Annotated in this window: 22 protein-coding genes and 1 tRNA gene; 6 read left to right on the top strand and 17 right to left on the bottom strand. The window is 71.0% G+C overall.

The genetic code is table 11. The features are described from left to right. Positions 1 to 93: 93 nt before the first annotated feature. From rpmG to ruvX, 10 genes are all read right to left on the bottom strand, one after another. Positions 94 to 261, bottom strand: a complete 168-nt coding sequence (rpmG, locus tag GVN67_RS06495) for a 50S ribosomal protein L33 (RefSeq protein WP_007002299.1) — start codon at positions 259 to 261, stop codon at positions 94 to 96. Positions 262 to 450: 189 nt separating this feature from the next. After that, complete coding sequence (locus GVN67_RS06490; protein WP_159993986.1) at positions 451 to 2,025, bottom strand: S41 family peptidase; 1,575 nt, start codon at positions 2,023 to 2,025, stop codon at positions 451 to 453. A gap of 62 nt (positions 2,026 to 2,087) precedes the next feature. Beyond that, positions 2,088 to 4,283: a ribonuclease R gene (gene rnr, locus GVN67_RS06485; RefSeq protein WP_235034992.1), complete on the bottom strand. Its 2,196-nt coding sequence runs from the start codon at positions 4,281 to 4,283 to the stop codon at positions 2,088 to 2,090. Between the two features lie 62 nt (positions 4,284 to 4,345). Beyond that, positions 4,346 to 7,084 (bottom strand): type I DNA topoisomerase, encoded by a 2,739-nt coding sequence (gene topA / locus GVN67_RS06480; RefSeq protein ID WP_159993982.1) that lies wholly within the window; start codon positions 7,082 to 7,084, stop codon positions 4,346 to 4,348. A gap of 81 nt (positions 7,085 to 7,165) precedes the next feature. Further along, positions 7,166 to 8,275 carry a DNA-processing protein DprA gene (dprA, locus tag GVN67_RS06475; protein ID WP_159993980.1) on the bottom strand — a complete coding sequence of 370 codons (1,110 nt, stop codon included), beginning with the start codon at positions 8,273 to 8,275 and terminating at the stop codon, positions 7,166 to 7,168. Next, a complete protein-coding gene (plsY, locus tag GVN67_RS06470) occupies positions 8,272 to 8,856 on the bottom strand; it encodes a glycerol-3-phosphate 1-O-acyltransferase PlsY (RefSeq protein WP_159993978.1) in 585 nt (194 codons plus the stop codon). The genes dprA and plsY overlap by 4 nt, the downstream gene beginning before the upstream one ends. Next, entirely contained in the window at positions 8,856 to 10,145 is a 1,290-nt protein-coding gene (locus GVN67_RS06465) for a dihydroorotase (RefSeq protein ID WP_408906346.1), read from the bottom strand. Before GVN67_RS06465 ends, plsY begins: the two co-directional genes overlap by 1 nt. Positions 10,146 to 10,153: 8 nt before the next feature. After that, positions 10,154 to 11,095, bottom strand: a complete 942-nt coding sequence (locus tag GVN67_RS06460; RefSeq protein ID WP_159993976.1) for an aspartate carbamoyltransferase catalytic subunit — start codon at positions 11,093 to 11,095, stop codon at positions 10,154 to 10,156. 130 nt (positions 11,096 to 11,225) lie between these two features. After that, positions 11,226 to 12,401, bottom strand: coding sequence for a hypothetical protein (locus GVN67_RS06455; RefSeq protein WP_159993974.1), 1,176 nt, complete (start codon positions 12,399 to 12,401; stop codon positions 11,226 to 11,228). A 90-nt stretch (positions 12,402 to 12,491) separates the two neighbouring features. Further along, entirely contained in the window at positions 12,492 to 12,974 is a 483-nt protein-coding gene (gene ruvX / locus GVN67_RS06450; protein WP_159993972.1) for a Holliday junction resolvase RuvX, read from the bottom strand. 67 nt (positions 12,975 to 13,041) lie between these two features. Between ruvX and gatC the strand changes: the two genes are divergently transcribed. From gatC to GVN67_RS06425, 5 genes are all read left to right on the top strand, one after another. Beyond that, on the top strand, positions 13,042 to 13,329 hold the full coding sequence (gatC, locus tag GVN67_RS06445; protein ID WP_159993970.1) for an Asp-tRNA(Asn)/Glu-tRNA(Gln) amidotransferase subunit GatC: 288 nt from the start codon (positions 13,042 to 13,044) through the stop codon (positions 13,327 to 13,329). Between the two features lie 6 nt (positions 13,330 to 13,335). Continuing rightward, a complete protein-coding gene (gene gatA, locus GVN67_RS06440; RefSeq protein WP_159993968.1) occupies positions 13,336 to 14,817 on the top strand; it encodes an Asp-tRNA(Asn)/Glu-tRNA(Gln) amidotransferase subunit GatA in 1,482 nt (493 codons plus the stop codon). Next, positions 14,814 to 16,268, top strand: a complete 1,455-nt coding sequence (gatB, locus tag GVN67_RS06435; RefSeq protein ID WP_159993966.1) for an Asp-tRNA(Asn)/Glu-tRNA(Gln) amidotransferase subunit GatB — start codon at positions 14,814 to 14,816, stop codon at positions 16,266 to 16,268. Before gatA ends, gatB begins: the two co-directional genes overlap by 4 nt. 89 nt (positions 16,269 to 16,357) lie before the next feature. Next, positions 16,358 to 16,987, top strand: a complete 630-nt coding sequence (locus GVN67_RS06430; protein ID WP_159993964.1) for a glutathione S-transferase family protein — start codon at positions 16,358 to 16,360, stop codon at positions 16,985 to 16,987. Between the two features lie 144 nt (positions 16,988 to 17,131). After that, positions 17,132 to 17,224 (top strand) — tRNA-Ser (locus GVN67_RS06425). Positions 17,225 to 17,590: 366 nt separating this feature from the next. Here the strand turns inward: GVN67_RS06425 and GVN67_RS06420 are convergent. From GVN67_RS06420 to GVN67_RS06405, 4 genes are read right to left on the bottom strand one after another with little or no spacing between them, the layout of a single operon-like run. Further along, positions 17,591 to 19,186, bottom strand: coding sequence for a gamma-glutamyltransferase family protein (locus GVN67_RS06420; RefSeq protein WP_159993962.1), 1,596 nt, complete (start codon positions 19,184 to 19,186; stop codon positions 17,591 to 17,593). Between the two features lie 46 nt (positions 19,187 to 19,232). After that, positions 19,233 to 20,816: an ABC transporter substrate-binding protein gene (locus GVN67_RS06415; protein ID WP_159993960.1), complete on the bottom strand. Its 1,584-nt coding sequence runs from the start codon at positions 20,814 to 20,816 to the stop codon at positions 19,233 to 19,235. Next, positions 20,807 to 21,913 carry a low specificity L-threonine aldolase gene (locus tag GVN67_RS06410; RefSeq protein ID WP_159993958.1) on the bottom strand — a complete coding sequence of 369 codons (1,107 nt, stop codon included), beginning with the start codon at positions 21,911 to 21,913 and terminating at the stop codon, positions 20,807 to 20,809. Before GVN67_RS06410 ends, GVN67_RS06415 begins: the two co-directional genes overlap by 10 nt. A gap of 9 nt (positions 21,914 to 21,922) precedes the next feature. After that, positions 21,923 to 22,969, bottom strand: a complete 1,047-nt coding sequence (locus GVN67_RS06405; RefSeq protein WP_159993956.1) for an amino acid ABC transporter substrate-binding protein — start codon at positions 22,967 to 22,969, stop codon at positions 21,923 to 21,925. 182 nt (positions 22,970 to 23,151) lie between these two features. Between GVN67_RS06405 and GVN67_RS06400 the strand changes: the two genes are divergently transcribed. Further along, positions 23,152 to 23,868, top strand: a complete 717-nt coding sequence (locus GVN67_RS06400) for a GntR family transcriptional regulator (protein WP_159993954.1) — start codon at positions 23,152 to 23,154, stop codon at positions 23,866 to 23,868. 229 nt (positions 23,869 to 24,097) lie between these two features. Here GVN67_RS06400 and GVN67_RS06395 read toward each other — a convergent pair whose 3' ends face one another. The 3 genes from GVN67_RS06395 to GVN67_RS06385 all read right to left on the bottom strand — a co-directional run bounded on the left by GVN67_RS06395 (position 24,098) and on the right by GVN67_RS06385 (position 25,682). Beyond that, the gene (locus GVN67_RS06395) at positions 24,098 to 24,775 is read right to left on the bottom strand and encodes a class I SAM-dependent methyltransferase (protein ID WP_159993952.1); all 678 of its coding nucleotides are present in this window, start codon (positions 24,773 to 24,775) and stop codon (positions 24,098 to 24,100) included. A 103-nt stretch (positions 24,776 to 24,878) separates the two neighbouring features. After that, positions 24,879 to 25,220 (bottom strand): hypothetical protein, encoded by a 342-nt coding sequence (locus GVN67_RS06390; RefSeq protein ID WP_159993950.1) that lies wholly within the window; start codon positions 25,218 to 25,220, stop codon positions 24,879 to 24,881. Positions 25,221 to 25,379: 159 nt separating this feature from the next. Further along, positions 25,380 to 25,682 carry an ABC transporter permease gene (locus tag GVN67_RS06385; RefSeq protein ID WP_255430374.1) on the bottom strand — a complete coding sequence of 101 codons (303 nt, stop codon included), beginning with the start codon at positions 25,680 to 25,682 and terminating at the stop codon, positions 25,380 to 25,382. Between the last annotated feature and the right edge of the window lie 159 nt (positions 25,683 to 25,841).

The raw sequence follows: 25,841 nt of genomic DNA, 5'->3' as shown, positions 1-25,841 counted from the left end.
GTCAAAGCCACGAAAAAAGGCCGCATCCGGGGATGCGGCCTTTTTCGTTCGCAGATCCTGCAATCCTCGCCGCGGCGATGCCGCGGCAGCAGATTACTTGATCTTCGACTCGCGGAACGCGACGTGCTTCCGGGCGACCGGATCGTACTTGCGCATTTCCAGCTTCCCGGTGGTGTTCCGGGTGTTTTTCTTGGTCACGTAGAAATAGCCGGTGTCAGCGGTGCTGACGAGCTTGATCAGGATTGTGTTCGACTTGGCCATGACATTGTTCCGTGGGCGCCGTTGGGGCACCACAAGCCGGGCGACGTAAAGGCCGCGCACCCGGGTGCGACGCGAGATGGCGCAACCTAGCCATCTGGGCCCGCCAGTCAAGGGGAAGCTGCGCCGGGGGCGGCTTTTGCCGCTGCTAGGCCGCTGTTTTGCCGCGAATCGGGCCGACGGAAGCGTGGTTCAGCGGGGCAGGGCGGCGCGATAGGTCGCCGGGCTGTTCAGCAGGGTGCGCGCCGCCTGGACATCCAGGTCACGCCCCTCGGCCGGCGGGCAGCTGGCGCGCAGCGCGGTGACCTCGCTGGCCGGCACCGGCGGCCGGGCCAGGCGGGCGCGGGCCAGCACCGGGCCCATCGGCGGCTGGCCCTGGCCCAGCATCTGCAGCCCGCTGCGCAGCGCTTCGACGCCCAGGCTGGTGCAGACCGCCGGCAGCACGCCCAGGCCCTGCACCGGCCAGCCGCGCGGCGCCAGGACGCGCGACCAGGAGATCAGCACCTCCGCGCCATTGGACAGCGGGATGACGATCTGGATCAGCCCCTTGCCCAGGGTGGCGCTGCCCACCACCACGGCGCGGCCGCGGTCGCCGAGCGCCGCCGCGACGATCTCGGCGGCCGAGGCGGTGCGGCCATCGACCATGATCACCACCGGGGCGCCCTGGGCGAGGTCGCTGCCGGCAGCGTTCCAGACGCGCTGCGCCTCCGGATGCCGCCCCAGGCTTTGCGCCACGGGGCCGCCCGACAGGAAGGCGTCGGCCACCGTCATCGCCTGGGTCAGGATGCCGCCGCGATTGCCGCGCAGGTCCAGCACCACGCCGCGCGGCGGCGTGGCCTGCGCGAAGGCGGCGTTCAGGGCTGCCGAGACCTGCTCGGTGGTGGTGGCCGAGAAGGCGGCGATGCGCATCCACAGGATGCCGTCCTGCGTCTCCGCCTGCAGCGGCTGCAGCAGCTGGCTGGCACGCCGCAGCACCACCGACAGGCGTTGGTTGCCGCGGCGCAGCTCCAGCGCCACCTCGCTGCCCGGCGGGCCCTCCAGCATCTCGGCCGCCATGATGATGCGGCGGGCGGAGATGGCGACGCCATCGATGCTGCGCAGCACGTCGCCCTCGCGCAGCCCGGCCCGCGCCGCCTCGCCATCCGGCACCAGGGTGGCGATGACCAGCGTGTCGCGCTGGCCGGCGGCGACGCGCAGGCCCAGGCCGGACTGGCCGACCCGGCGCTGCCGCGCCTGCCAGGCCTCCTCGGCGGTGATGTAGCGGCTATAGGGGTCGAGGTGGTTGAAGACCTCGTCGAAGCCCGCCTGCAGCAGCCCTTCCATGCCGGCGCGGCGCAGCGCGGGGGAGGCCTGCCAGGCCTCGGCGTAGAATTGCGACAGGCTGTCGGCCAGCAGGTCGGGCATGGCGGCGGGCGGCAGGGCTGCGGGCTGCGCCACAAGCGGGCGGCCGCGCGCGGCCGCCTCCGGCGGGATGGCGGTCGGGCGGCCGGGCAGCGGCGCCTCGCGCAGCACGCCGGGCCCCTGGCGCAGCCGCAACATGCCGTCCTGCACATCGGCCACCAGGCTGGTGTCCAGCGCGCCGAGGCCGCGCAGCGACCACAGCGCCAGGTCGCCCGGCGCCGCGGCTTCCAGGTGGCGGTCGATGATGGCGGTGAAGGCCTCGCGCAGCACACCGCGCAACTGCGGGCGGGAGAAGGGCGATTCGCCCTGCGCCGAGGCCGGCGTCAGCAGGCTGGCCAGCAGCAGGACGAGGAGGAGCGCGGCCATGCCGCGCAGCAGGGCCGGCAGGCTGGGGCGCGCGGCGCGCGCCGGGGGCAGGGCGACCGTGCCTAGCGCCGGCCTGGGCCGCGCCCGGCGGCTCCCTGCTGGCTCGACGAGGCGGTCTTCTTCGGCGGCGCCCGCCGCACCCGGCTGCGCCGGGCCCCCGGCGCTGGCGCCACCCCCTCCAGCAGCTGGAAGCGCAGGCCGCCGGTCAGCGGCACGGCCTCGGCCAGGCGCAGTTCCACGGCCTGCCCCAGGGTGAAGGCAAGACGCGTAGAGCGGCCGGAAAGCCGGTGCTCGGCTTCCTCGTAAGTCCATTGATCGTCCGGCAGGGATGACGATGGCACGAGTCCGCTCGCGCCATTCTCCTCAACCGTGACGAAGAGACCGAAGCGTGTCACCCCTGAAATCCGCGCGGCGAACATGCTGCCGACGCGGGACGCCATGTGGCGGGTCAGGTAGCGCTCCAACGCCTCGCGCTCGGCCGCCGCGGCGCGGCGCTCGGTGCGGGTAATGTGCTCGGCGGTGTCGGGCAGGCGCTCAATCTCGGCGTCCTGCAGCCCGTCGTCGCCGAGCTTCAAGCCGCGCACCAAGGCGCGGTGCACGACGAGGTCGGCATAGCGCCGGATCGGGCTGGTAAAGTGGGCGTAGCGCGACAGCGCCAGGCCGAAATGGCCGATATTCTCGGGGCTATAGGCGGCCTGCGACTGTGCGCGCAGCACCGTCTCGTGCAGCAGCCGCGCCTCGGGGCGCTCGCGCATGCGGTCGAGGAGGGCGGCGAAGTGGCGCGGGCGCAGCTCGCCGGCGGCGGGCAGGTCGAGCTCCAGCGAATCGAGGAACTGCCGCAGCGCCTCCAGCTTCTGGTCCGAGGGCCGGTCATGCACGCGGTAGAGGCAGGGCTGGCGCAGCCGCTCCAGCTCCTCGGCGGCGCAGACATTGGCGGCGACCATGAATTCCTCGATCAGCCGGTGCGAGTCGAGGCGGGCGCGCGGCAGCACGTCGCGCACCTCGCCATCGGCATCCATCACCACGCGCCGCTCCGGCAGGTCGAGGTCGAGGGTGCCGCGCCGCTCGCGCGCCGCCTGCAGCACGGCGAAGGCGCCGTAGAGATGTGCGATCTGGCCAGCGACCTCGGGCTGTGGCGCGCCGGGGGTGCGGGTCGCCTGGACTTCCTCATAGGTCAGCCGCGCCGCCGAGCGCATCAGCCCGCGGCCGAAGCGGTGCGCCTGCTTCTGGCCCTGGGCATCGAAGCGCATCTCGACGAAGAGGCAGCCGCGCTCCTCGCCCGGCCGCAGGCTGCACAGGCCGTTGGACAGCGCCTCGGGCAGCATCGGCACGACGCGGTCGGGGAAATAGACGCTGTTGCCGCGGCCCCAGGCGGCGCGATCGAGCGCGCTGCCCGGGCGGACATAGTGAGCAACGTCGGCGATGGCGACGACCAGCTTCCAGCCGGCGCTGTCGGGTTCGGCCCAGACTGCGTCGTCGAAATCGCGGGCGTCGTCGCCATCGATGGTGACCAGCGGCAGGTCGCGCAGGTCGGTGCGGCCGGCCAGATCGACGGGTTGCGCGGCGGCGGCCTCGTCCAGCGCCGCCTGATCGAAGCTGTCGGGAATCCGATGCGCATGGATGCACAGCAAGGACACGGCGCGCGGCGCGTCCATCGGGCCGAGCCGCTCGGTGACGCGCGCCGGGCTGAGGCCGAAGGGGTTGCCGGGCAGCGGCTCGGCCAGCACCAGGTCGCCATCCTCGGCGCCGAGCCGGTCCTCGGGCGCCACGCTCCATTCGGCGCGGGCACGCTTGTCGGTCGGCTGCAGCCTGCCGTCGCGATAGACGCCGAGCAGGCGCGCCGGCGCCCCCATGCCCAGCCGCTTGAAGGTGCGGCCCTCGTAGCGGCCGGGGCCGATCGGCTTCAGCCGCGCCACCACCCGCTCGCCGGGGGCCAGGGCCGGCTGGCCGGGACGCTCGGGGCGCATATAGACCAGCGGCGCGCGGCCGCCGCCTTCCCAGGCCAGCGGGCGCGCCAGGGGATCGCCATCGGCATCGGTGCCGAAGACCTCGACCGGCGCCATCTCGGGCAGGCGGCCGGGGGGCTGCGGCTTGCGGCCGGCCTGGAACAGCACGCCTTCGCGCTCCAGCTCCTTCAGCAGGTCGCGCAGCGCCGGGCGCTGCTCGGTGGTCAGGCCGAAATGCCGGGCGATGTCGCTCTTGTCGGGGCGGCCGGGCGTCTCGCGCAGGAAGCGCCGCAGCGCCTCGCGCGAGGGCAAGGGCGGGGCCGCCGAAGCAGGATCGGCGGCCCGCGCTTCCGGGGGCGTGTCCCCGGGCCCGCTCAAGCCTTGGCCTTGGCCGGCGCCTTGGCGGCGGCCTTGGGGCGGGCGGCGGTGGTCTTGGCCGCGGCGGCCTTGGCGGGGGCCGCCTTGGTCGCCGTCTTGGCGGGCGCCTTGCGCGCGGGCTTCGGCTTCGGCGCCGCGTCAGCCGCCTCGGCGGCGGGCTTCGCCTTGCTCTTGGCCTTGCTGGCCGGGCCCTTCTTGCCGAGCGGCGGCAGCTTCTTGCCCTTCTCGGCCAGCAGCAGCACCGCCTGCTCCAGCGTCACCTCTTCCATCTGGGTGCCGCGCGGCAGGCTGGCCACCATGCCGGCATGCTGGGCATAGGGGCCGAAGCGGCCGCGCTTCACCTCGACCGGCTCGCCATCCTTCGGATGCGGGCCCAGGCCGCGCACCTTGGCCTTGGCATCGGCCAGCAGGGCGACGGCGCGGTTGATGCCGATGCTGAGGACATCGTCATCCTTATCGATCGACTTGAAGATGCTGCCCATCTTCACGTAGGGGCCGAAGCGGCCGATGGCGGTGGTGATCTCGTCGCCGGTCTCGGGATGCGGGCCGATGATACGGGGCAGGGAGAGCAGCGCCAGGCCGCGCTCCAGGTCGATCGAATCCGGCTCCATGCCGCGCGCCAGGCTGGTGCGCTTGGGCTTCACCGCCTTGCCCTTGGCGTCGGTGGTGCCCTCGCCGAGCTGGACATAGAGGCCATAGGGGCCGCGGCGCAGCGTCACCTGGGCGCCAGAGACCGGGTCGGTGCCCAGCTCCTTGATGCCGCCATTCAGCGCGCCCTCGCCCTCCGCCTCGGCGCCGGCCACCGACAGCGGCCGGGTGTGGCGGCATTCCGGATAGTTGGAGCAGCCGATGAAGGCGCCGTTGCGGCCGAGCCGCAGGCCCATCCGGCCATTGCCGCAGGCCGGGCAGGCACGCGGGTCGCCGCCTTCGGCCGGCGCCGGGAAGAAGTGCTGGCCCAGCTCCTCGTCCAGCGCGTCGATGACGGCGCTGATGGTGAGGTCCTTGGTGGCCAGAACCGCGGCGTTGAAGTCCTCCCAGAAGGCGCGCATCACCGCGCGCCAGTCGGCCCGGCCGCCGGAGATGTCGTCGAGCTGCTCCTCGAGCGTCGCGGTGAAGCCGCTATCGACGTATTTCTCGAAGAAATTCACCAGGAAGGCGGTGACCAGCCGGCCGCGATCCTCGGGATAGAAGCGCCGCTTGTCGATCTTGACGTAGTCGCGGTCCTGCAGCGTCTGCAGGATCGAGGCATAGGTGGAGGGGCGGCCGATGCCGAGCTCCTCCATCTTCTTCACCAGGCTGGCCTCCGAATAGCGCGGCGGCGGCTGGGTGAAGTGCTGGTCGGCCTGGGCCGCGGTCAGCTTCGCCGGGTCCTTCTCGCGCATCGGCGGCAGGGTACGGCTGTCATCCTCCTCGCTGGAGGCGGCACCCGTGGGCGCGTCGTCCACATCCTCGCGATACAGCTTCAGGAAGCCGTCGAAGGCGATGACGCTGCCGGTGGCGCGCAGCCTGGTCTTGCCCGCGGGCTCGACCAGCTCGACCCCCGTCTGGTCCAGCTCCGCCGACTGCATCTGGCTGGCGACCGCACGCTTCCAGACCAGCTCGTAGAGGCGGCGCTGCTCGGGCGACAGGAAGCGGGCGACCTGCTCCGGCGTGCGGGTCACGTCGGTGGGGCGGATCGCCTCATGCGCCTCCTGGGCATTCTTCGCCTTGGAGGAATATTCGCGGGGCGCGGCCGGCACATAGTCGGGGCCGAAGGCGGAGCTCACATGGTCGCGGATGGCGAACATCGCTTCCCGCGCCATCTGCACGCCGTCGGTCCGCATGTAGGTGATCAGGCCGACGGTCTCGCCCTGGATGTCGACGCCCTCGTAGAGCTGCTGCGCCTGGCGCATGGTCTGCTGCGCGCCGAAGCCCAGCTTGCGCGAGGCCTCCTGCTGCAGGGTCGAGGTGGTGAAAGGCGGCGGCGGGTTGCGGCGGGTGCGCTTCTTCTCGACGCTGCCGATGGAGAAGCTGCCGGCCTCGACGGCGGCCTTGGCGCGGCTGGCGCTGGCCTCGTCGTTCAGGTCGAACTGGTCGAGCCGCTTGCCCTCCAGATGCGTCAGCCGGGCGGAGAAGGGCGCGCCGGCGGCGGTCAGGAAGCGCCCCTCGACGGTCCAGTACTCGCGCGCCCGGAAGATCTCGATCTCGGCCTCGCGCTCGCAGATCAGCCGCAGGGCGACCGACTGCACGCGGCCGGCCGAGCGGCTGCCCGGCAGCTTGCGCCACAGCACGGGGGACAGGGTGAAGCCCACCAGGTAGTCCAGCGCGCGCCGCGCCAGATAGGCGTCGATCAGCGGGGTGTCGAGCTCCCGCGGGTGGGCCACCGCATGCTGGATGGCCCGCTTGGTGATCTCGTTGAAGGTGATGCGGTGGACGGTCACGCCCTTCAGCGCGCCCTTCTGCCGCAGCATCTCCTGGACGTGCCAGGAGATCGCCTCGCCCTCGCGATCCGGATCGGTGGCGAGGTAGAGGTTGCGCGCGCCCTTCACGGCCTTGGCGATGGCCGCCACCTGCCTCTCGCCACGGTCCTCCGCCAGCCAGTCCATGGCGAAGTCCTCGTCCGGGCGGACGCTGCCATCCTTGGCGGGCAGGTCGCGCACGTGGCCGAAGCTCGCCAGGACGGTGAAGTCCTGCCCGAGATACTTGTTGATGGTCTTCGCCTTGGCCGGCGATTCGACGACGACGACGTCGGTCATGGCGGGTGCGGTGCGCTCTCTCTGTCACCCCCGGACGGAACTGCCCGGGGGCGGGGCTGCTGAACTGCTCAGGTGATGCTTTTAACGTAATCCGCTGCGGACAACCCGGTTTCCCGGCAGGATCGCGATCCGTCCCTCCAGCTCGAGTTCGAACAGCAGGGCCTGCACCGCAGCGGCAGAGAGGTGGCAGCGTCGCATCAACTCGTCAACCACAACCGGCGAAGCCCCTATCAGATCAAGCAGTTGCGCGGCCGGGTCGGCCCCGTCCGGCGGCGGCGGCGGCGCTTCGGGCACTATTTTGGGCGGCGGACGCGGCGCCAGCAGGGGCGTTTCGCGCGGCGCCTGGGGCAAATTCGCGAGAACGTCATCGGCCCGTTCGGTCAGCCAGGCCCCCTGGCGCAGCAGGTCGTTGCCGCCGGCGCAGCGCGGATCCAGCGGGCTGCCGGGCACCGCGAAGACCTCCCGCCCGGCATCGAGGGCCAGCCGCGCGGTCATCAGCGTGCCCGAGCGCAACGCCGCCTCGACCACCACCACGCCCAGGCTGAGGCCGGCGATGATGCGGTTGCGGCGCGGGAAATGCCGGGCGATCGGGGCGGTGCCGAGCGGCGCCTCCGCCACCACGGCGCCATGCTCGGCGATCAGCCCCTGCAGCTCGGCGTGCTCCGGTGGATAGGCGCGGTCCAGCCCGCCGGGGATGACGGCGATGGTGCGGCCGGCGCGCAGCGCGCCGACATGCGCCGCGCCATCGATGCCGCGGGCGAGGCCCGAGGTGACGACGATGCCGGCGCCGGCCAGCTCCTCGGCCAGCTCGCCGGCGAAGCGGCGGCCGAGGGCGGAGGCATGCCGCGCGCCGACCAGCGCCACCTGGCGCTGCCGCAGCAGCCCGGCCTCGCCGATGACGGCGAGCGCTGCCGGCGCGTCGGCCAGCTGCGCCAGCAGCGGCGGGTAGTCAGGGTCGTCGAGGAAGATGAAGCGGCCGCCCATGGCGGCGACGGCGTCCAGCTCGCGGTGGATGCGGGCCGGCGGCGGCGGGTAGTAGGTCAGGCCGCGCCCGGCCCCGGGCAGGGCCTCGAGCACGGCGGCCGCGCTGCCGTGGCGGTTCAGCAGGCGGCGGAAGGTCAACGGGCCGATGCCCTCGGTGCGGGCCAGCCTGAGCCGTGCCAGCACGCTGCCTTCCGCCGCCGGGGTCATGTCTTGCGGCCGATCCGCGGCTCGGTGCCGGCCAGCAGGCGGCGGATATTCTCGTGGTGGCGGGCGATGATGATCGCCGCCAGCACCAGGGCGAAGCCGGCCAGCATCCAGTCGCCGGCCAGCGCCGCGATCACCGGCGCCGCGGCGCAGGCGGTCAGCGCCGAGGCCGAGGAGATCCTGGTGGTCTTGGCCATGACCACCCAGATGACGGCGCCGATCAGGCCCAGCCACCAGGCGGCGGCCAGCAGCACGCCGGCGCCGGTGGCGACGCCCTTGCCGCCCTTGAAGCCCAGCCAGACCGGGAAGACATGGCCGAGCAGGGCGGCGAGGCCGGCGATCAGCCCGGCTTCCCGCCCCCACAGCGCGGTCAGCAGCAGCACCGGCACCACGCCCTTCAGCGCATCCAGCAGCAGCGTCGCCGCCGCCACCTTCTTGTTGCCGGTGCGCAGCACGTTGGTGGCGCCGATATTGCCGCTGCCGATCTGGCGGATATCGCCGAGACCGGCGGCCCGCGTCAGCAGCAGCCCATAGGGCACCGAGCCCGAGAGATAGCCGATGACGGCCGCCGCCAGCAGCAGCATCAGCCGAACACCCGGCGGCCGGCCTTCCAGGTGCCCACCACCCGGCCTTCCAGCGCCCGCCCGTCGAAGGGCGAGTTCTGCGCCTTGCCGGGCAGCTTGCCGGCCTCGACCTTCCAGGCGCGCTCCAGGTCGAAGAGCACCAGGTCGGCGGGCGCGCCGCGCTCCAGCCGGCCGGCCTCGATGCCGAGCAGCGCGGCCGGCCTGCTGGTCAGCAGCGCCATCGCGGCGAGCAGCGGCAGGTCGCCGGCATGGACGCGGGCCAGGGTGATGCCCAGCAGCGTCGCCAGCCCGGTGCCGCCGGCCGAGGCCTGGGCGAAGGGCAGGCGCTTGTCGTCGGGATCCGCCGGCTGATGGTCGGAGGCGATGGCGTCGATGGTGCCGTCGGCCAGCGCCGCGACCACGGCCAGCCGGTCCTCCTCCCGCCGCAGCGGCGGCGAGAGCTTGGCATAGGTGCGGAAGTCGCCGATCGCTGTCTCGTTCAGGTCGAAATAGGGCGGGGCGGTGTCGCAGGTGACCTGCAGCCCTTCGGCCTTGGCGACGCGGATCAGCTCCAGCGCCGCGGCGGTCGAGACATGGGCGAAATGCACATGGCCGCCGGTCAGCCGGGCCAGCGCGATGTCGCGCGACACCATGATCGCCTCGGCCGCCGGCGGGATGCCGGGCAGGCCCATGCGGGTGGCCTGCTCGCCCTCGGTGGCGGCACCGCCCTTGGCCAGCGCCGGCTCCTCCGGGTGCTGCACCACGAAGGCGCCGAAGGCCCGGGCGTAGGACAGCGCCAGCCGCATGGTGCGGGCATTGCCGATGGCCCGGGTGCCGTCGCTGAAGCCGATGGCGCCGGCCTCCTTCAGCAGGCCGAATTCGGACAGCTCCTGCCCGGCGCAGCCCTTGGTGGCGGCGCCATAGGGCAGCACCGTCAGGCTGCCGGTGACCTCGCCCTTGCGCAGCAGGAACTGCACCAGGGCAGGGTCGTCCAGCGCCGGCTGGGTGTCGGGCAGGGCGCAGACGGTGGTGATGCCGCCGGCGGCCGCGGCGATGGCGGCCGATTCGATGGTCTCGCGGTATTCGGCGCCGGGCTCGCCGAGGGCGGCGCGCAGGTCGACCAGGCCGGGGGCGAGGATGGCGCCGCCGCAGTCGATGACCGTCGCGCCCTCCGGCTGGCCGAGCGAGCCGCCATGGTCGGCGATGCGCCCGCCGCTGACCAGCAGGCTGCCGGCAGCGTCCAGGCCGCTGGCCGGGTCGAGCAGCCGGGCATTGACGAAGAGGGTGTCGGGGATGGTGGTCAGGGACATCGGGGGGGTCACCGCGCGTTGCGCCGCTGGTTGCGCGAGAGGATGTCGAGCACCGCCATGCGGACCGCGACCCCCATTTCCACCTGCTCGCCGATCACGCTGCGCACCGGATCGTCGGCGATGGCGCTGTCGATCTCGACGCCGCGATTCATCGGCCCGGGATGCATGACGATGGCATCCGGCTTGGCCACCGCCAGCTTGGCGGCGTCCAGCCCGTAGAAGCGGAAGAATTCCCGCGCCGAGGGCACCAGCCCGCCCACCATGCGCTCCCGCTGCAGCCGCAGCATCATGACGACGTCGGCGTCATTCAGCCCGGCCTTCATGTCGTGGAACACCTCGACTCCGAGCCGCCCGGCCTCGGCCGGCATCAGCGTCGGCGGGCCGACCAGGCGGACCCGGCAATTCATCGCCAGCAGCAGGTGGATGTTGCTGCGCGCGACCCGGCTGTGCAGCACGTCGCCGCAGATGGCGACGGTCAGGTTCTCCAGCCGGCCCTTGCGGCGGCGGATGGTCAGCGCGTCGAGCAGGGCCTGGGTGGGATGCTCATGCGTGCCGTCGCCGGCATTGATCACCGCGGCGTCGACCTTCTGGCTGAGCAGCGCCGGCGCGCCGGACTGGGCATGCCGCACCACCAGCAGGTCGCAATGCATGGCATTCAGGGTGGAGGCGGTGTCGAGCAGCGTCTCGCCCTTGTTCACGCTGCTGTTCGAGACCGACATGTTGATCACGTCGGCGCCCAGCCGCTTGCCGGCCAGCTCGAAGCTGGTGCGGGTGCGGGTGCTGTCCTCGAAAAACAGATTGATCAGCGTGCGGCCCTTCAGCAGGTCACGCTGGGTTTTGCCGCTGCGGTTCAGCAGGGCATAGGATTCCGCCAGATCCAGCAGATCGGCGATATAGGGCGGCTCCAGACCCTGCAGGGCGAGGAGGTGCCGGTGAGGATATGGCAACATGAGGACCAGTCCGGCTAGAGGCGGGGGACCATAGCCAGACCCGGCCCCGGCAGGAAGGGGCGGGGTGCGGGGCGGCGGTCACGCATGCGGCCCGGTCGAGGCTGCGCCGCGCCCCGCGGGGCGCCGGCCGTCATGCCTCCGGCCCGGCGAGGCGGGGCAGGGACAGCAGCAGCCGCAGCAGCTCCCCCTGCCGGTTGGTGCCGGTCTTGGCCAGCAGCGATTGCACCTGGCTGCGCAGCGTGGTCAGCCGCACGCCGCGCTGGGTCGCGACCTCCTCGACGCTGAGGCCGGTGGCCAGGCTGGCGGCGACCTCCGCCTCGGCACGGGTCACCCCGAACATGGCGATCACCTGGTCGGCCAGGTGATTGGGCCGGGCATTCGGGTCGGTGACCATCAGCAGGGCCAGCGGCCCAGGGAGCACCGGCAGGTCGCCGAGGCCGAGCGGGACGCCGCCGCCCGCCTCCGGCCGGAAGGGCATCATCATCAGGGCCAGCGCCAGCCGCCCGTCGGCGCGGCCGCAGCGCATCGAGCCGCCGCTGCGCAGCGCCACGGCGCTGGTGGTCGCCTGGGCCAGCAGGGTGGCGAACAGCGCGTCGCCGCCGGGCTGCTGCAGGCGCAGCCGGCCCTCGGCGGATTGCAGCATCGGCCCGCCGCGGTCGAGCAGCATCCGCCGCGCCGTCCGGTTCATGAACAGGGGCTTGCGGTCGGGCTTGAGGATGGCCAGGCCGATGGCGAGCTCATCAACCGCGGCAAAGCCGATGCCGGCCACGGCCTGGCTGCTGCGCAGCCTGTCCTCGACCCGGATGGCGCGCAGCAGATGCGGCCAGAGCTGGCGGATCAGCCGGGACTGGTCGGCGGAGAAGGGGCCCATCTCGCGTGGCCGGGCGAGGCCCAGCACCAACATCTTATCGTCCATCTCGCCCCGGCTGTGCGCGGCGTAGAAGGCGTTGCCCATGCGGTGGCGCAGCAGGTCGTTGTAGAATTCGGAGCTCTCGACCTCCGCCTCGCTCAGATATTCCTGGCTGAGATGGGTGTGGTCAGCCAGGGCCGAATCCTGCCGGCTAAGGAAAAGGTCGCGGCTGAAGAAATGGGTTTCGTAGTCGGCGGCGACGTCGGCCGGCAGGTTGCGGGCGGCGAGCACCGCGGTGCGCTGCTGCCGCGGGTCGCTCAGATGCAGCGCCGCCGTCTGCGCGCCGACCATCTCGGCGACGTCGTCGATGATACCGGGCCAGCCACGCCCGCCCCCCGGGCCGGTGGCCAAGGCGTAGATATCCCCGATCAGCGATGCCAGGCGATCCTCTGCCATGCCGGACCTTGTGCTACCGCGATGGTGCAATCTGACCGATCGGTTGCGGTTGCGCCAGGGTAAGGTTGACAGAAGCGTGAACGGCGGATGTCACCGTGGCAATGAGGCCGCACCCGCCGAGGCGTCGAGCGCCGCCTGCAGCATATAGGCGGCCGCCGCTGCATCGACCGCCTTGGCCCGCTTGGCGCGGGTCAGGTCGGCCTCCTCGATCAGCATGCGGTTGACGGCCGCCGAGGACAGCCGCTCGTCCCACAGCGCCGCCGGCAGGCCGGTCGCGGCCGACAGGGCGATCGCCCAGTCCTTGGCCGCCTGGGCGGCCGGGCCGAAGCTGCCGTCGAGGCCGAGCGGCAGGCCGACGACCAGGCCCGCCGCCCCCTCCCGCGTCGCGATCGCGGCGATCTCGGCGGCGTTGGCGGCCAGCTTGGCGCGGGCCAGGCCGCGATAGGGGCTGGCCAGCATCAGCAGGACATCGGACAGGGCGACGCCCACGGTCTTCTTCCCCGGATCCAGGCCGATCAGCCGCTGGCCGGGGGAAAGGGCGGCGCGAAGCTCGCTCAGGTTGATGATGGGCATGCCGGTGTTTATGGTCCGCCCCCGTTTGCGCGCAAACCCGACCTGTCACTTCCGGAAGAAAAACAGAATGTCGCTCGACACCGCCACAGTCCGGCGCGTCGCCTCGCTCGCCCGCCTCAGGGTGGAGGAAGCCGATCTGCCCCGCCTCGAGACCGAACTCAACGGGATCCTGGGCTGGATCGAGCAGTTGCAGGCGGCCGATACCCAAGGCGTCGAGCCGATGGCCGGCGGCGGCGCCGAGAAGCTGCGCCTGCGCGAGGACCGCGTCACCGATGGCGGCATCCAGCAGCAGGTGCTGGCGAATGCGCCGGACCGGGCGGATGTCTTTTTCTCAGTCCCCAAGGTGGTGGAATAAGCCGCGATGACCGCTCCCACCGACTATACCCTTGCCGGCGCCCGTGCGGCGCTGGCCAGACGCGAGATCAGCGCGACCGAGCTGACGACGGCGCATCTGGACGCCGTCGCCGCCCTGAACCCGCGGCTGAACGCCTATATCACGGTGACGCCGGAGGCCGCCCTGGCTCAGGCCGCCGCCGCCGATGCCGCCCTGGCCAAGGGCGAGGGCCGGGCGCTGACCGGCATCCCGCTGGCGATCAAGGACCTGTTCTGCACCGCCGGCATCCGGACGACGGCGGCGAGCAAGATCCTCGGCGACTTCAAGCCGCCCTATGAGAGCACCGTGACGTCGCAGCTGCTGCGCGACGGGGCGGTGTTCCTGGGCAAGGCCAATCTCGACGAATTCGCCATGGGCTCCTCGAATGAGAGCTCGGCCTTTGGCGGCGTCGAGAACCCCTGGAAGCGCCAGGGCGACGACAGCGTGCTGGTGCCCGGCGGCTCCTCCGGCGGCTCGGCGGCCGCGGTCGCGGCGCGGCTGGCGCTGGGCGCCACGGCCACCGACACCGGCGGCTCGATCCGCCAGCCGGCGGCCTTCTGCGGCGTGGTGGGCATCAAGCCGACCTATGGCCGCTGCTCGCGCTTCGGCATCGTCGCCTATGCCTCCAGCCTCGACCAGGCCGGGCCGGTGGCCCGCACGGTCGAGGATTGCGCCATCCTGCTCGGCTCCATGGCCGGGTTCGACCCGAAGGATTCGACCAGCGCCGACCGCGCCGTGCCGGATTTCGCCGCCGCGGTGGCACGGGGCGTGAAGGGCCTGCGCATCGGCATCCCGCGCGAATACCGGGTCGAGGGCCTGTCGCTCGAGATCGACGCGCTGTGGCGCCAGGGCATGGACTGGCTGAAGGCCGAGGGCGCGACCCTGGTCGACATCAGCCTGCCGCACACGAAATACGCGCTGCCGACCTACTATATCGTGGCGCCGGCCGAGGCCTCCTCGAACCTCGCCCGCTATGACGGCGTGCGCTTCGGCATCCGCGAGGAAGGCGCCGACCTGAAGGACCTGTACGAGCGCAGCCGCGCCGCCGGCTTTGGTCCCGAGGTCACGCGCCGCATCCTGATCGGCACCTATGTGCTCTCGGCCGGCTATTACGACGCCTATTACGTCAAGGCGCAGCAGGTGCGGGCGCTGATCAAGCGCGACTTCGACCAGGCCTGGGGCCAGGTCGACGCCATCCTGACCCCGGCGACCCCCACCGCCGCCTTTGGGCGGGACGAGACGCAGGACGACCCTGTGGCCATGTATCTGAACGACGTCTTCACCATCACCGCCAACCTGGCCGGCATCCCCGGCATGTCGGTGCCGGCGGGGCTGGACTCCAAGGGCCTGCCGCTCGGCCTGCAGATCCTCGGCCGTCCCTTCGACGAGGAGACCGTCTTCGCGGTCGGCGGCGCCATCGAGCGCGTCGCCGGCTTCACCGCCACCCCGTCGGTGAGGGCCGCGGCATGAGCAGCTATACCCTGGAAGGCAGCACCGGCACCTGGGAGGTCGTCATCGGCCTCGAGGTGCATGCCCAGGTGACCTCGGAGGCGAAGCTGTTCAGCGGCGCCGCCACGACCTTCGGCGCCGAGCCGAACAGCCAGGTCAGCTTCATCGATGCCGGCTTCCCCGGCATGCTGCCGGTGATCAACGGCGAATGCGTGGCGCAGGCGGTGCGTACCGGCCTCGGGCTGAACGCCCAGGTCAACCTGTGGTCGCGCTTCGACCGCAAGAACTACTTCTATGCCGACCTGCCGCAGGGCTACCAGATCAGCCAGTTCGCCTTCCCGATCATCGGCACCGGCCAGATCGAGATCCAGCTGGCCGATGGCAGCACCAAGCTGATCGGCATCACCCGGCTGCATCTGGAGCAGGATGCGGGCAAGTCGCTGCACGACCAGCACCCGACCAAGAGCTACATCGACCTCAACCGGTCAGGTGTCGCGCTGATGGAAATCGTCTCTGAGCCGGACCTGCGCTCGCCGGAGGAGGCGGGCGCCTATCTGACCAAGCTGCGCCAGATTCTGCGCTACCTCGGCACCTGCGACGGCAACATGGAGCAGGGGTCGCTGCGGGCCGACGTCAATGTCTCGGTCCGTAAGGCAGGGGAGGGGTTCCGCACCCGCTGCGAGGTGAAGAACGTCAACTCGATCCGCTTCGTCATGCAGTCGGTCGAGGCCGAGGCGCGGCGTCAGATCGAGGTCTGGGAGGCCGGCGAGGAGGTGGTGCAGGAGACCCGCCTGTTCGACACCACCCGCGGCGTGACGCGGTCGATGCGCTCGAAGGAAGATGCGCATGACTACCGCTACTTCCCCGACCCCGACCTGCCGCCGCTGGTGATCGAGCAGGCCTGGGTCGACCAGCTGAAGGCCGCCCTGCCGGAGCTGCCGGATGCCCGCCGCGCCCGCTATGTCGGCGATTTCGGTCTGACGCCCTACGACGCGCATGTGCTGACGCTGGAGAAGGAGACGGCCGCCTTCTACGAGACCGTGGCGCGCGGCCGCGACCCGAAGGTGGCGGCCAACTGGCTGACCGGTGACTTCTTCGCCGGCCTGAACCGCACCGGCCATTCCATCGGCGAAAGCCCGGTGACGGCCGCGCATCTGGGCGAGCTGCTCGACCTGATCGCCGACAGCACCCTCTCCGGCAAGCTGGCCAAGGAGGTGCTGGAGGTGATGTTCGAGACCGGCAAGGCCCCGGGCATCCTGGTCGAGGAGCGCGGGCTGAAGCAGGTGACCGACACCGGCGCGATCGAGGCGGTGATCGACCAGGTGATGGCCGCCAATGCCGGCAAGGTGGAAGAATACCGCAGCGGCAAGGACAAGCTGTTCGGCTTCTTCGTCGGTCAGACGATGAAGGCGATGCAGGGCAAGGGCAATCCGACCCTGGTGAACGAGCTGCTGAAGACCAAGCTGGGCTGACCGCCCGGCTTCCGTGACGGCGCCGGGGCTGACGCAGGCCCCGGCGCGTGCTTCCCTGCTCAGAACATCGGCAAAGGAAGCGCCAGGCCATGATCACCTTGCACACTTGGAACACCCCCAACGGCCGCAAGATCAGCGTGGCCCTGGAGGAGATGGGGCTGCCCTACAAGGTCGAGGTCGTCGACATCACCAAGGGCCAGCAGTTCCAGCCCGATTTCCTGGCCATTTCCCCGAACAACCGCATCCCGGCGATCGTCGATGACGAAGGCCCGGATGGGAAGCCGGTCAGCGTCTTCGAATCCGGCGCCATCCTGCTCTACCTGGCCGAGAAGACCGGGCGCTTCCTGCCGTCCGATCCGCGCGGCCGCATCGCCGTCTGGGAATGGCTGATGTGGCAGATGGGCGGCTTCGGCCCCATGCCCGGCCAGGTGCATCATTTCCTCGGCCGCCCCGAGGGGGCCGCGCGGGACTATGGGCTGGAGCGCTATGGCGCCGAGACGCTGCGGCTCTACGGCGTGCTGGAGCGGCGCCTGGCGGGCCGCGACTTCGTGGCGACCGAAGGGGAGCCGAGCATCGCCGATTTCGCCATCCTGGGCTGGGCGTGGCGGCATGCGCGGCACAAGGTCGACCTGGCGGAGTTCCCGGCAGTCGCCGCCTGGTATGCGCGGATGATGGCGCGGCCAGCGGTGGCGCGGGGGATGGCGGCGCATCTGGGGTAACCTTTGCAGGCTGGGGAAGGGCGGCGTGGCCTTTGCCGTTCTATCCCCAGGTTTTTTGCATCCAGACCGTCTGCACGATTTGACGGCGGCATGCCGGGACGCTAGAAGCGGCTTCGCATACGCCGTGTAACTTCAAGTCCCTGCGGAGGGGTGGCCGAGTGGCCGAAGGCGGCGGTTTGCTAAACCGTTAAAGGGAGATAATCCCTTTCGTGGGTTCGAATCCCATCCCCTCCGCCACTTCCCCCTTTGCAAAACAAGCGCACATCGTACCCCCACAAGGGCGATTTGCGCGTGCCTTCGGCAGGACTGGCTTGTCACGTCGCGACCGTCGCTATCCTCCGACGGAGGCAAGGCAGCTTGGGCCACGCCGGCCAGTGGTGCGGTGCTCGACAGCGCCGCCGACGGATACCTGATGGCCACGTCGGATGAACGGCCTCGTGAAATCCCACAGCTGGCGCTTGACCTTCCCTTTAGCCCCGAGCGACGCCCTGCCGGTGAGCGACGTCCGGGAAGGTCACTGAATTGGCTTGGCCGTGCTCCTCGGCCACGGCGACGAGGGCCAGCTGGCAGGGATCAGGGCGCTGACAGGTGCGACGACCGCCGTCAGGCCGTCGCGATATAGCCTTCCCGGCGCGGATCCGCGGCTCCAACCATCACGCCGCTGGCAGGGTTCCGCGATATCGCCTGCATGCCCCCGACCAGGATCGTCCAGGGCGGCGTGTCCTCGATCACATGGCCGCGGCGGCCGAGCTCGGCGAGGGTCGCGGGATCGATGCGGTTCTCGGGATTGACGAGGCGCCCATCCCATAGCCGGGTGCGCGGCGCCTCGATGGCCTGCTGCAGCCCGAGGCCGAAATCGAGGTGCTGCACCAGCGCCTGCGGCTGCGTCTGCAGGATGCCGTAGCTGCCGGGCGTTCCCAGGGCCAGGACAGGCGTGCCACCGACAGTGCTGATCGTCGGCGCGGTCGGGAAGGCGAGCTTCTCGCCCGCGCGCAGCGGATTGCCGCCACGAAGATCCGCCTCCGCCCAGTAGAGGAAATCGTTCAGGCAGATGCCCGTCCCGGGCACGACGACGCCAGAGCCGAAGAGGTCGCCCAGGCTCTGGGTCACGCAGACCATGTTGCCCGCGCGGTCGGCCACGGAGAAGGAGGTGGTGTTCTCCCGGTTCGGGTCCGGTGGCCGCGGCAGCCATTGCTCGGTCGGGCCTTCCAGGGGGTCTGCCGATTTCACCCGGGCGATCAGCCGGTCGAGATTGGCGTCGCCGAGCAGCCGCGCCAGCTGCTCCGGACCGGGCTTGTTGGTGTAGATGCGCTCCCCGGCGGCCAGGCGGATCGCCCGCCACATCAGGTCGAGATGCTCGACCCCCTGCGGCTGCATGGTTGCGACTTCGAAGGCCTCCAGGATCTTCATCGTCAGGATGAACTGGAAGGCTTCGCTCGGCGGCGGCAGCGTGTGGATGGTGACGCCGCGATAGGCGGTGGAGAGCGGATCGCTCCAGCTCGGCTGCACCTTGTCCAGGTCGGCCATGGTGATGAAGCCGCCCATCTTGCGGAGATGGCCGACGACCTTTTCTCCGAGCTCGCCGCGATAGAAATGGTCGGGGCCTCGCGCCGCGATGGCCTCGAGCGTGCTGCCAAGGGCGTGCTGACGGCTGACCTGGTGCAGGGCGACCTGCCCAGCCCCACCGGTGTAGTTGTCGTTCCAGGTATCGAAGAGCGGGAGATCGCGGAGAACGTCGACGGCCTTGTTCAGGTGCCGGGTATTGAGCTCCGTGAGCGGGAAGCCGTCATGGGCGAGTGCGATGGCCGGGGCAAAGACCTCGGCGAGCGAGCGGGTGCCGTGGGCCCTGAGCAGCGCGCACCAACCGGCCAGATTGCCCGGAACGCCGGGGGAGTGGGCGCCGCGGCGCATCTCCTCCCGGACCCGGTAGACACCTTCCGGGAAGGTCATCGGGACGTGCGTGACGAAGTTCAGCATGCGCACCCGCCCTTCGGCGGCCACGTAGCAGGCGGCGACGCCCTGACCGGCGAGCCCCGACATGCCGGGCTCCACGACATTGAGCGCCGCTGCCGTGGCGACGGCCGCATCGAAGGCATTGCCGCCTTTCGACAGGATCCCGGCGCCCGCCTGGGCCGCCAGGGGATGCGCCGCGGCCACCATGCCGTTGAGCGAGGAAACGATGGGTCGCGCGCCGTCCATGGCGAAACCTCCGGGATCGAGCTTGTTGTCGGGAACAGGGGCGGTGCTAGGCGCGCCGGATGTTCCAGGGCAGCGGCATGCTGGTGGGCAGGCGGCCCGAAAGGTCGCTGCGCAGGGCGGTGGTCGGGTAGTACTGCCCCAGCATGATGGTCGGCGGCGCGGCCCAGGCCTCCGTCTGGATGGCGTCGACCAGCTGCTGGCGCTCGTCATCGGAGGCGGCGTTGATCCAGCGCTCCACGAGGCCTTCGATGGCGGCATTCTCGTGCCAGCCGAAATAGCCGCCGGCGCCGAGGCCGCGGACATAGTCGTTCAGGCCGGGATTCATCATGGTGGTCGCCCCCGCCCAGCTGTGGAAGATGCTCCAGCCGCCGGCCGCGACGGGCGCCTTCGAGGCGCGGCGCTGCACCAGCGTTCCCCAATCCATGGACTGGAGATCGACGTTCATGCCGATCTTCGTCAGCACATCGGCGGTGACGAAGCCCAGCGGCGCGATGGAGGGGAAATCGGTCGGGTTCATGATGACGACCCGTTCCCCGGCATAGCCTGCCGCCCGGATCTCCTCCCGCACCTTGGCCAGGTCGCGCGGCGTGTTGAGCAGGTTGCCGCCCAGCTCTCGCGAGAAGGGCATGCCGCAGGGGAACAGCGAGGCGCAGCGCTGCCAGCGGATGGCGTCGCCGGTGACCGCCTGCATGTAGTCGGCCTGGTTGATGGCGCCGAGGATCGCCCGGCGGAGCCGCCCATTGTTGAACGGCGCGGCCTGGCAATTGAAGCGCAGGAAGGAGGTCAGGCCATGATTGTCGATCTGCTCCAGGCGGACGTCGCGGCTGCGCGCGAAGGTGGCGTTCAGATCCGGCATGGTCTGCTCGAGCCAGTCGACCTCGCCGCGGACCAGCGCGGCGGAGGCGGTCGAGGCATCCGGCACCGTGTGCCATTCGACGCGGTCGAAATTCGCGCGCTTGCCGCCGGCCATGAAGCTCGCGGCTTCCTCGCGCGGAAGATAGCCGTCGTATCGGGCATAGGCGGCGCGATTGCCGATCGACCACTCGTCCTTGAGGAAGCGGTAGGGGCCGGAGCCGACCATCTCGGCGATCTGGATGCTCGCATCGGTCACCGCCAACCGCTGCGGCATGATGAAGGGCGGAAAATTCGCCCGCTTCGCCAGGGCATCGAGCAGCAGCGGGAAGGGCTTCGTCAGCGTCAGGCGGATGGTCAGGTCGTCAGGCGCCTCCCACTTCTCCGTCACCCGCGCCAGCATCTGGCCATAGGCATCGCGCTTGCCCCAGCGCAGCAGGCTGGCGATGCAGTCGCGCGACCGTACCGGCTCGCCGTCATGGAACTTCAGGCCCGGCCGCAGGCGGATGGTCCAGACGCGGCGATCCTCGGAGACGTCGTGCCCGGCGGCCATCTGCGGTCGCGGCTGCAGCTTGTCGTCGAGCGCGTAGAGCGTGTCGAAGATGGCGTAGCCGTGGTTCAGGGTGACCGCCGCCGTCGTCCAGATCGGATCGAGATTGGCGAGGTCGGCCTGCGGGACGACGCGCAGCGTCCGGGCGCGAGAAGCCTGTGCCAGGGCAGGGCGCGCCAAGGCGGTGGTGCAGCCCAGCGCGAGCAAGCCGCGGCGGTTCATGGCCATCTGATCGCGTCTCCAGTCCTGGTCGGTTGCGGGGAAGGGGGCGGCGGTTTGGAAGCCTGGTGGGACATGATCCGCCGCACCGTCTCGACCGCCTGCGCGATGGCCTGGTCGTCGATGCGGGCATGAACCACGAAGCGGAGCGTCGCTTCGTCGAGGGCCAGCGCCAGCAGATGCTCGCCGCGAAGCCGGTCGACGATGTCGGATGCAGCGATGCCCTCGGGCAGGGCGAGGAGGAGGATGTTGGTGTCCGGCGCCTCGCCCGCGCGATGGCCTAATGCCGCGGCGAGACCGGCATGCAGCAGGCCGGCACGGCGGTGGTCGGCACCGAGCCGGTCGGTCCGGCCGCGCAGCGCCGCGATCGCGGCCGCCGCGAGGAAGCCGACCGGGCGCCAGGCGCCGCCCAGCGTGCCGCGCACGGCGACGGCCTCGCGGATGAAATCCCGGCTGCCGAGCAGGAGCGAGCCGGCCGGCGCGCCGATCGCCTTGTTCAGGCTGAGCGACAGGCTGTCGGCGCCCTGGGCGAGGGTCGCCAGCGGCAGGCCGGTCGCCGCCTCGGCGTTCCAGAGGCGCGAGCCGTCCAGATGCACCCGCCGCCCGGCGCCGCGGCAGAGCTCGCCGATGGCCGCCCCCCAGCCGGCCGGGGCCAGGGTGCCGCCCGCCCGCATCTGCGTGTTCTCCAGCCAGACCAGGCTGGTCGGCTGGGCGCCCGGCCCCTGGGGTGCGGCGAGCGCTGCCTGCACCGTCCCCGGGCTCAGATGCCCCCGCAGGCCCGCCAGCCGCCTGACGGCAACGCCCGCCAGGCCAGCGGTGCTCGCGGCCTCGCTGCTCGCCACATGGCTGTCGGTGGCGGCCAGGATGGAGTCGCCGGGGCGACACCAGAGCCGCAGCGCGATCTGGTTCGCCAGGGTGCAGGTCGGCACGAAGAGGGCTTCCTCAAAGCCCGCCAGCTCCGCCACCTCCCGCTCCAGCCGCGCCTGGAACGGATCATCGCGAAAGCCCATCTCCGGCGCGCCCTGCGCTGTCTGGACCATCGCCTCCAGGGCGGCGGGCGGGATCCCGGACATCAGGTCGGAGCGGAAGTCGGCAATCCTGGTCATCAGCCGGCCTCAGCGCATCGGCGGCGCATAGAGCAGGCCGCCGTCGCGCCACAGCCGGTTGATGCCGCGCTCGAGCCCGAGCGGCGTCAGGTTCCGGTCGTAGCTTTCGCCGTAATTGCCGACCTGGCGGATGATGTCGAAGGCCCAGGCCGGACGCAGGCCCAGCATCGGCCCGAAGTCGCCGACCACGCCGAGCAGGCGCTGCACGGTCGGATGGTCGCTGGCGCGCATCGCTTCGGCATTGGCGGCGGTGACGCCGTATTCCTCGGCCTCGATCATCGCCCAGATGGTCCAGCGGACGATGTCGCCCCAGCGGTCGTCGCCCTGGCGGACGACGGGCGAATAGGGTTCCTTCGAGACGATGTCGGGCAGGATCACGTGTTCTTCGGGGCGCGGAATGGTGGCGCTGAGCCGGGCGCCCAGCAGGCCCCGGTCGGTCGTCAGCACGTCGCAGCGGCCGTTGACATAGGCCTGGGCGGCATCGTCGCCGCGCTCGATGACCACCGGGGTGAAGCGCATGCGGTGCTGGCGGAAATAGTCGGCCAAAGTGAGCTCGGTCGCGCTGCCGGGGGAGACGCAGATCGAGGCGCCGTCCAGGTCGCGCGCCGAACGCGCGCCTGCGGACCGGCGCACCAGGAAACCCTGGCCGTCATAGTAGTTGATGGCCGTGAAGTTGACGCCGAGCCCGGCATCGCGGGCGAAGGTCCAGGTGACCTCCATGGTCAGGACGTCGATCTCGCCGCTCTGCAGCGCCGGGAACCGCGTCTGGCCGGTGACCGGCCGGTAGCTGACCTTGTTCGCGTCGCCGAAGATGGCCGCGGCCAGCGCCCGGCACACATCCACATCCAGGCCGCGATAGATGCCGGTGGAGTCCGGCGCGGCGAAGCCGGGCACGCCTCTGTTGACGCCGCAATTCACCACCCCACGCGACCGCACCACCGTCAGGGTGTCGCTGGAGGAGGGTGGCGGCGGCTGGGTCTGGGCCGATGCGGGAGAGGGAAGGGCCGATGCCAGGAGCAAGGCAACGGCCAGGGGAAGGTGATGGCAGCTGGGCATGGTGTCCTCCTTCAAGGATCAGAAATCATATACGATTTATAGTCAACGTATATGATATCGAGTCCTTGCCGCCTCTTGCCTTCAGCCCCCTGGGATCGGACATAATCAAAGTCGTGACATCGCCCGCTGCCCTCAAATCCCGCCGACCCCGGCCCCGCACCGCCGCCGACCCGGCATCCGAGATGGATGACCGGCAGGATCGCCTGCGGGCCATCGCCGCGAGGGTCGGCCGGGACGAGAGGCCGGTCCCGGCCTTCGTCGCCGCCGTGCTGCGCGAGGCCATCATCGTCGGCCTGCTGCCTGGGGGAGAGGCGGTGCGGATCGAGCCGCTGGCGCGCGCGCTGGAGGTCAGCACCATCCCGGTGCGGGAAGCTCTCCGGGAACTCGAGGGCGTCCGGCTGGTCGGCTTCGAGCGGAACAGGGGCTTCGTCGTCGCGCCGGAAAGCAGCCTGGAGCTGCAGGACGCCTGGGAGGCGCGGCTGGCCCTGGAGCCGCTGGCCCTGCGCCTGGCCATCCCGGACCTGACCAGCCGCGACACCCGGCTTGCCAGGGCAATGCTGGAGGAAGTGGAGCAGGGATTCGCTGTCGAGGAGCTCTTCGCCTGGAACCTGCGCTTCCACATGGCGCTCTATGCGCCCTGCGGTCGTCGCCACATCCTCGCCTTCATCGAGCAGGCGCACGCGATCTCCCACCGATATGGCAATGCGACGCTAGTGGCGCGCGGCGCCGCGGCGGTGCCGGGCTACATCACCGCGGAGCACGGGGCTTTGCTCGACGCCTGCGAACGTCGGGACGCTGCCACCGCGCTTGCCATCCTGGAAGCGCATCTGTCGACGGCTGCGGAGCGCGTCCAGGCGAACTACAGAAAGCTGATCGAGGAACGCAGCGTCCGCCCGTGATGGGTGCGCCACCCCGCTGGCGCTGACGTCCTTCCTGTCATCGATGCCGTTGCCGGGGGGAAGGTCGAGGCTTCATGGTCGACCATTCGTCACGCGGCGTGCCGCAGTCTGCACCTTCTAAATCGGCGATCCGCACTTCGCCGAACCTGGCGTGGCTGACACGCTTTTATCGGTGTCATCAGAAGATGTCCCGGCCGTCCCCAAGCGGGAAGGACAATGGCCTCCAGCGTCAATCCGGCTTGCCGCAGGACAGCACGAAGCTGTTCCAGATGCCGACGCGCAGCTTCTGCCGCAGTGGTGCGCCGCGTCGCTGCGCCGCATGCGGACCACGCGGCCGCTCCAGCCGGAAATCGGTGAAGCCTGCTTCCTCAAGCATCCGGCGCAGCGGTTGCGGCCGCAGGCCCTCACGGAAGAAGACCTGACGCTGGATCGCCGCATGCGCCGCCCAGTCGATGGCGGGGCTCGTTGCCCCCTGGGCTGTCGCCAGCCAGTTCGACAGGCGCAGCCGCAGACGGTCGAACGCGCCCTGGCGAACATAGTCGCCATCGGCGATCACCACGCGGCCGCCGGGCCGCAGCACGCGGTGCCAGTCGCGGAAGGCGGCGGGGTCCACAAGCGTCCAGACCAGATGGCGGCTGACCACGGCATCGTAGGCGGCGCCGGGCTCGCCGGTGGCCTCGGCGTCGCCCAGGAACAGCCGCAGCCCTGGCGCCCCGGCATGCTTGGCTTTCGCCCGGCACAACATTGCTTCGGTCAGGTCGAGGCCGGTGACCGACAGGCCCATCGGCAGCAGCACGCCGGTCACCTCGCCGGTGCCGAAGGCGAGCTCCAGCACCTGCCGCGCCTCGGCACCCAGATGGCGGCGCAGCAGCGTGGCCCAGGCCTCGCGCTCCGCCATGGTCGCCATGCCATGCCATGGCCGGGCGACAGGTCGAAGGTCCCGGCCCGCTGTGTGCAGTATTCGCGGATCTCGTCCTTCACCGCGACATTGCCGCCCGGCCGCAGGGCGGTCACAGCGCCTGGCGCAGCAGCGCCACGCCCTCGGCCATGGTCTTCTGCTTGGCGAAGGCCCGCGCGCGCGGCAGGTACTTCATGCCGCAATCCGGGGCGACAACGATCCGCTCCGGCGGCAGCACGTCGAGGGCGGTGCGGATGCGGCCGGCGACCGCCTCCGGCGTTTCGACGTCGGCGGCGCTGAGGTCCAGCACGCCGACCGTCACCGTCTTCCCCGGAAGATCCTTCAGCACGGCGAGGTCCAGTTTCGGCTGCGCCGCCTCGATGGCAATCTGCTGCGCGACGCAGGCGGTCAGCTCGGGCAGGAAATCGTAGCCGCTGGGCTTCCTGTCGACCATGTCGGCGTAGCCGAAACAAAGATGGACGGCGGTGGTGCCTTCGACGCCGGCGGCTGCGCAGGGCTTCGTGGTCGACCAGCCAGGCCGGCTGCGAATAGCTGCCGACGATGGTTGTGGGCAGTGGCGGAAGCGTCTCGGTCATGGCGAAGGAAACCTTGTTCATGGCGTGGCGCGGTGGCCGAGGGCGCGTTCGAGCGCGCGCATGGAAAGGTCGAAGAGCGCGGCCAGCAGCAGCACCAGCAGCAGGCCGGCGAAGACGCGCGGGCTGTCCAGCACGGTGCGGGCGGAGGTGATGAGGAAGCCGATGCCCGCCGCGGCGGCCAGCATCTCGGCCACCACCACGCCGACGATGACCAGCGTGCCGCCGAGGCGAAGGCTGGCCAGCAGGGTCGACAGGGCGGCGGGCAGCATGACGTGCCGGATGCGCTGCCAGCGGCTGGCGCCCAGGCTGCGCGCGGTCAGCAGGTAATAGCGGCTCGCTGGTCCACAGCCCGGCGACGGTGCCGAGCGGCGTCAGGAACAGGCCGCAGATAGTGGCGAAGGCGACCTTGGAGGCCGGGCCGATGCCGAACCAGGCGGCGAAGACCGGGGAGAGGATGACCAGCGGCACGGCATAGAGGG

Origin of the sequence: Roseomonas sp. 18066 (genome assembly GCF_902706185.1) — a bacterium.
GTDB lineage: Bacteria > Pseudomonadota > Alphaproteobacteria > Acetobacterales > Acetobacteraceae > Pseudoroseomonas.
The sequence above is the reverse complement of the archived record's forward strand: the minus strand, read 5'-3'. Positions and strand labels throughout refer to the sequence as shown.

Coding starts and splice junctions, on each gene's coding strand:
- gatA (WP_159993968.1), top strand. CDS start 13,336: ATGACCGCTCCCACCGACTATACCCTTGCCGGCGCCCGTGCGGCGCTG.
- GVN67_RS06410 (WP_159993958.1), bottom strand. CDS start 21,913: ATGACCAGGATTGCCGACTTCCGCTCCGACCTGATGTCCGGGATCCCG.
- GVN67_RS06465 (WP_408906346.1), bottom strand. CDS start 10,145: ATGTCCCTGACCACCATCCCCGACACCCTCTTCGTCAATGCCCGGCTG.
- plsY (WP_159993978.1), bottom strand. CDS start 8,856: ATGCTGCTGCTGGCGGCGGCCGTCATCGGCTATCTCTCGGGCTCGGTG.
- GVN67_RS06400 (WP_159993954.1), top strand. CDS start 23,152: ATGGATGACCGGCAGGATCGCCTGCGGGCCATCGCCGCGAGGGTCGGC.
- gatC (WP_159993970.1), top strand. CDS start 13,042: ATGTCGCTCGACACCGCCACAGTCCGGCGCGTCGCCTCGCTCGCCCGC.
- GVN67_RS06415 (WP_159993960.1), bottom strand. CDS start 20,816: ATGGCCATGAACCGCCGCGGCTTGCTCGCGCTGGGCTGCACCACCGCC.
- GVN67_RS06460 (WP_159993976.1), bottom strand. CDS start 11,095: ATGTTGCCATATCCTCACCGGCACCTCCTCGCCCTGCAGGGTCTGGAG.
- GVN67_RS06405 (WP_159993956.1), bottom strand. CDS start 22,969: ATGCCCAGCTGCCATCACCTTCCCCTGGCCGTTGCCTTGCTCCTGGCA.
- ruvX (WP_159993972.1), bottom strand. CDS start 12,974: ATGCCCATCATCAACCTGAGCGAGCTTCGCGCCGCCCTTTCCCCCGGC.
- GVN67_RS06430 (WP_159993964.1), top strand. CDS start 16,358: ATGATCACCTTGCACACTTGGAACACCCCCAACGGCCGCAAGATCAGC.
- dprA (WP_159993980.1), bottom strand. CDS start 8,275: ATGACCCCGGCGGCGGAAGGCAGCGTGCTGGCACGGCTCAGGCTGGCC.
- GVN67_RS06455 (WP_159993974.1), bottom strand. CDS start 12,401: ATGGCAGAGGATCGCCTGGCATCGCTGATCGGGGATATCTACGCCTTG.
- GVN67_RS06395 (WP_159993952.1), bottom strand. CDS start 24,775: ATGGCGACCATGGCGGAGCGCGAGGCCTGGGCCACGCTGCTGCGCCGC.
- rpmG (WP_007002299.1), bottom strand. CDS start 261: ATGGCCAAGTCGAACACAATCCTGATCAAGCTCGTCAGCACCGCTGAC.
- gatB (WP_159993966.1), top strand. CDS start 14,814: ATGAGCAGCTATACCCTGGAAGGCAGCACCGGCACCTGGGAGGTCGTC.
- topA (WP_159993982.1), bottom strand. CDS start 7,084: ATGACCGACGTCGTCGTCGTCGAATCGCCGGCCAAGGCGAAGACCATC.
- GVN67_RS06420 (WP_159993962.1), bottom strand. CDS start 19,186: ATGGACGGCGCGCGACCCATCGTTTCCTCGCTCAACGGCATGGTGGCC.
- GVN67_RS06490 (WP_159993986.1), bottom strand. CDS start 2,025: ATGGCCGCGCTCCTCCTCGTCCTGCTGCTGGCCAGCCTGCTGACGCCG.
- GVN67_RS06390 (WP_159993950.1), bottom strand. CDS start 25,220: ATGGTCGACAGGAAGCCCAGCGGCTACGATTTCCTGCCCGAGCTGACC.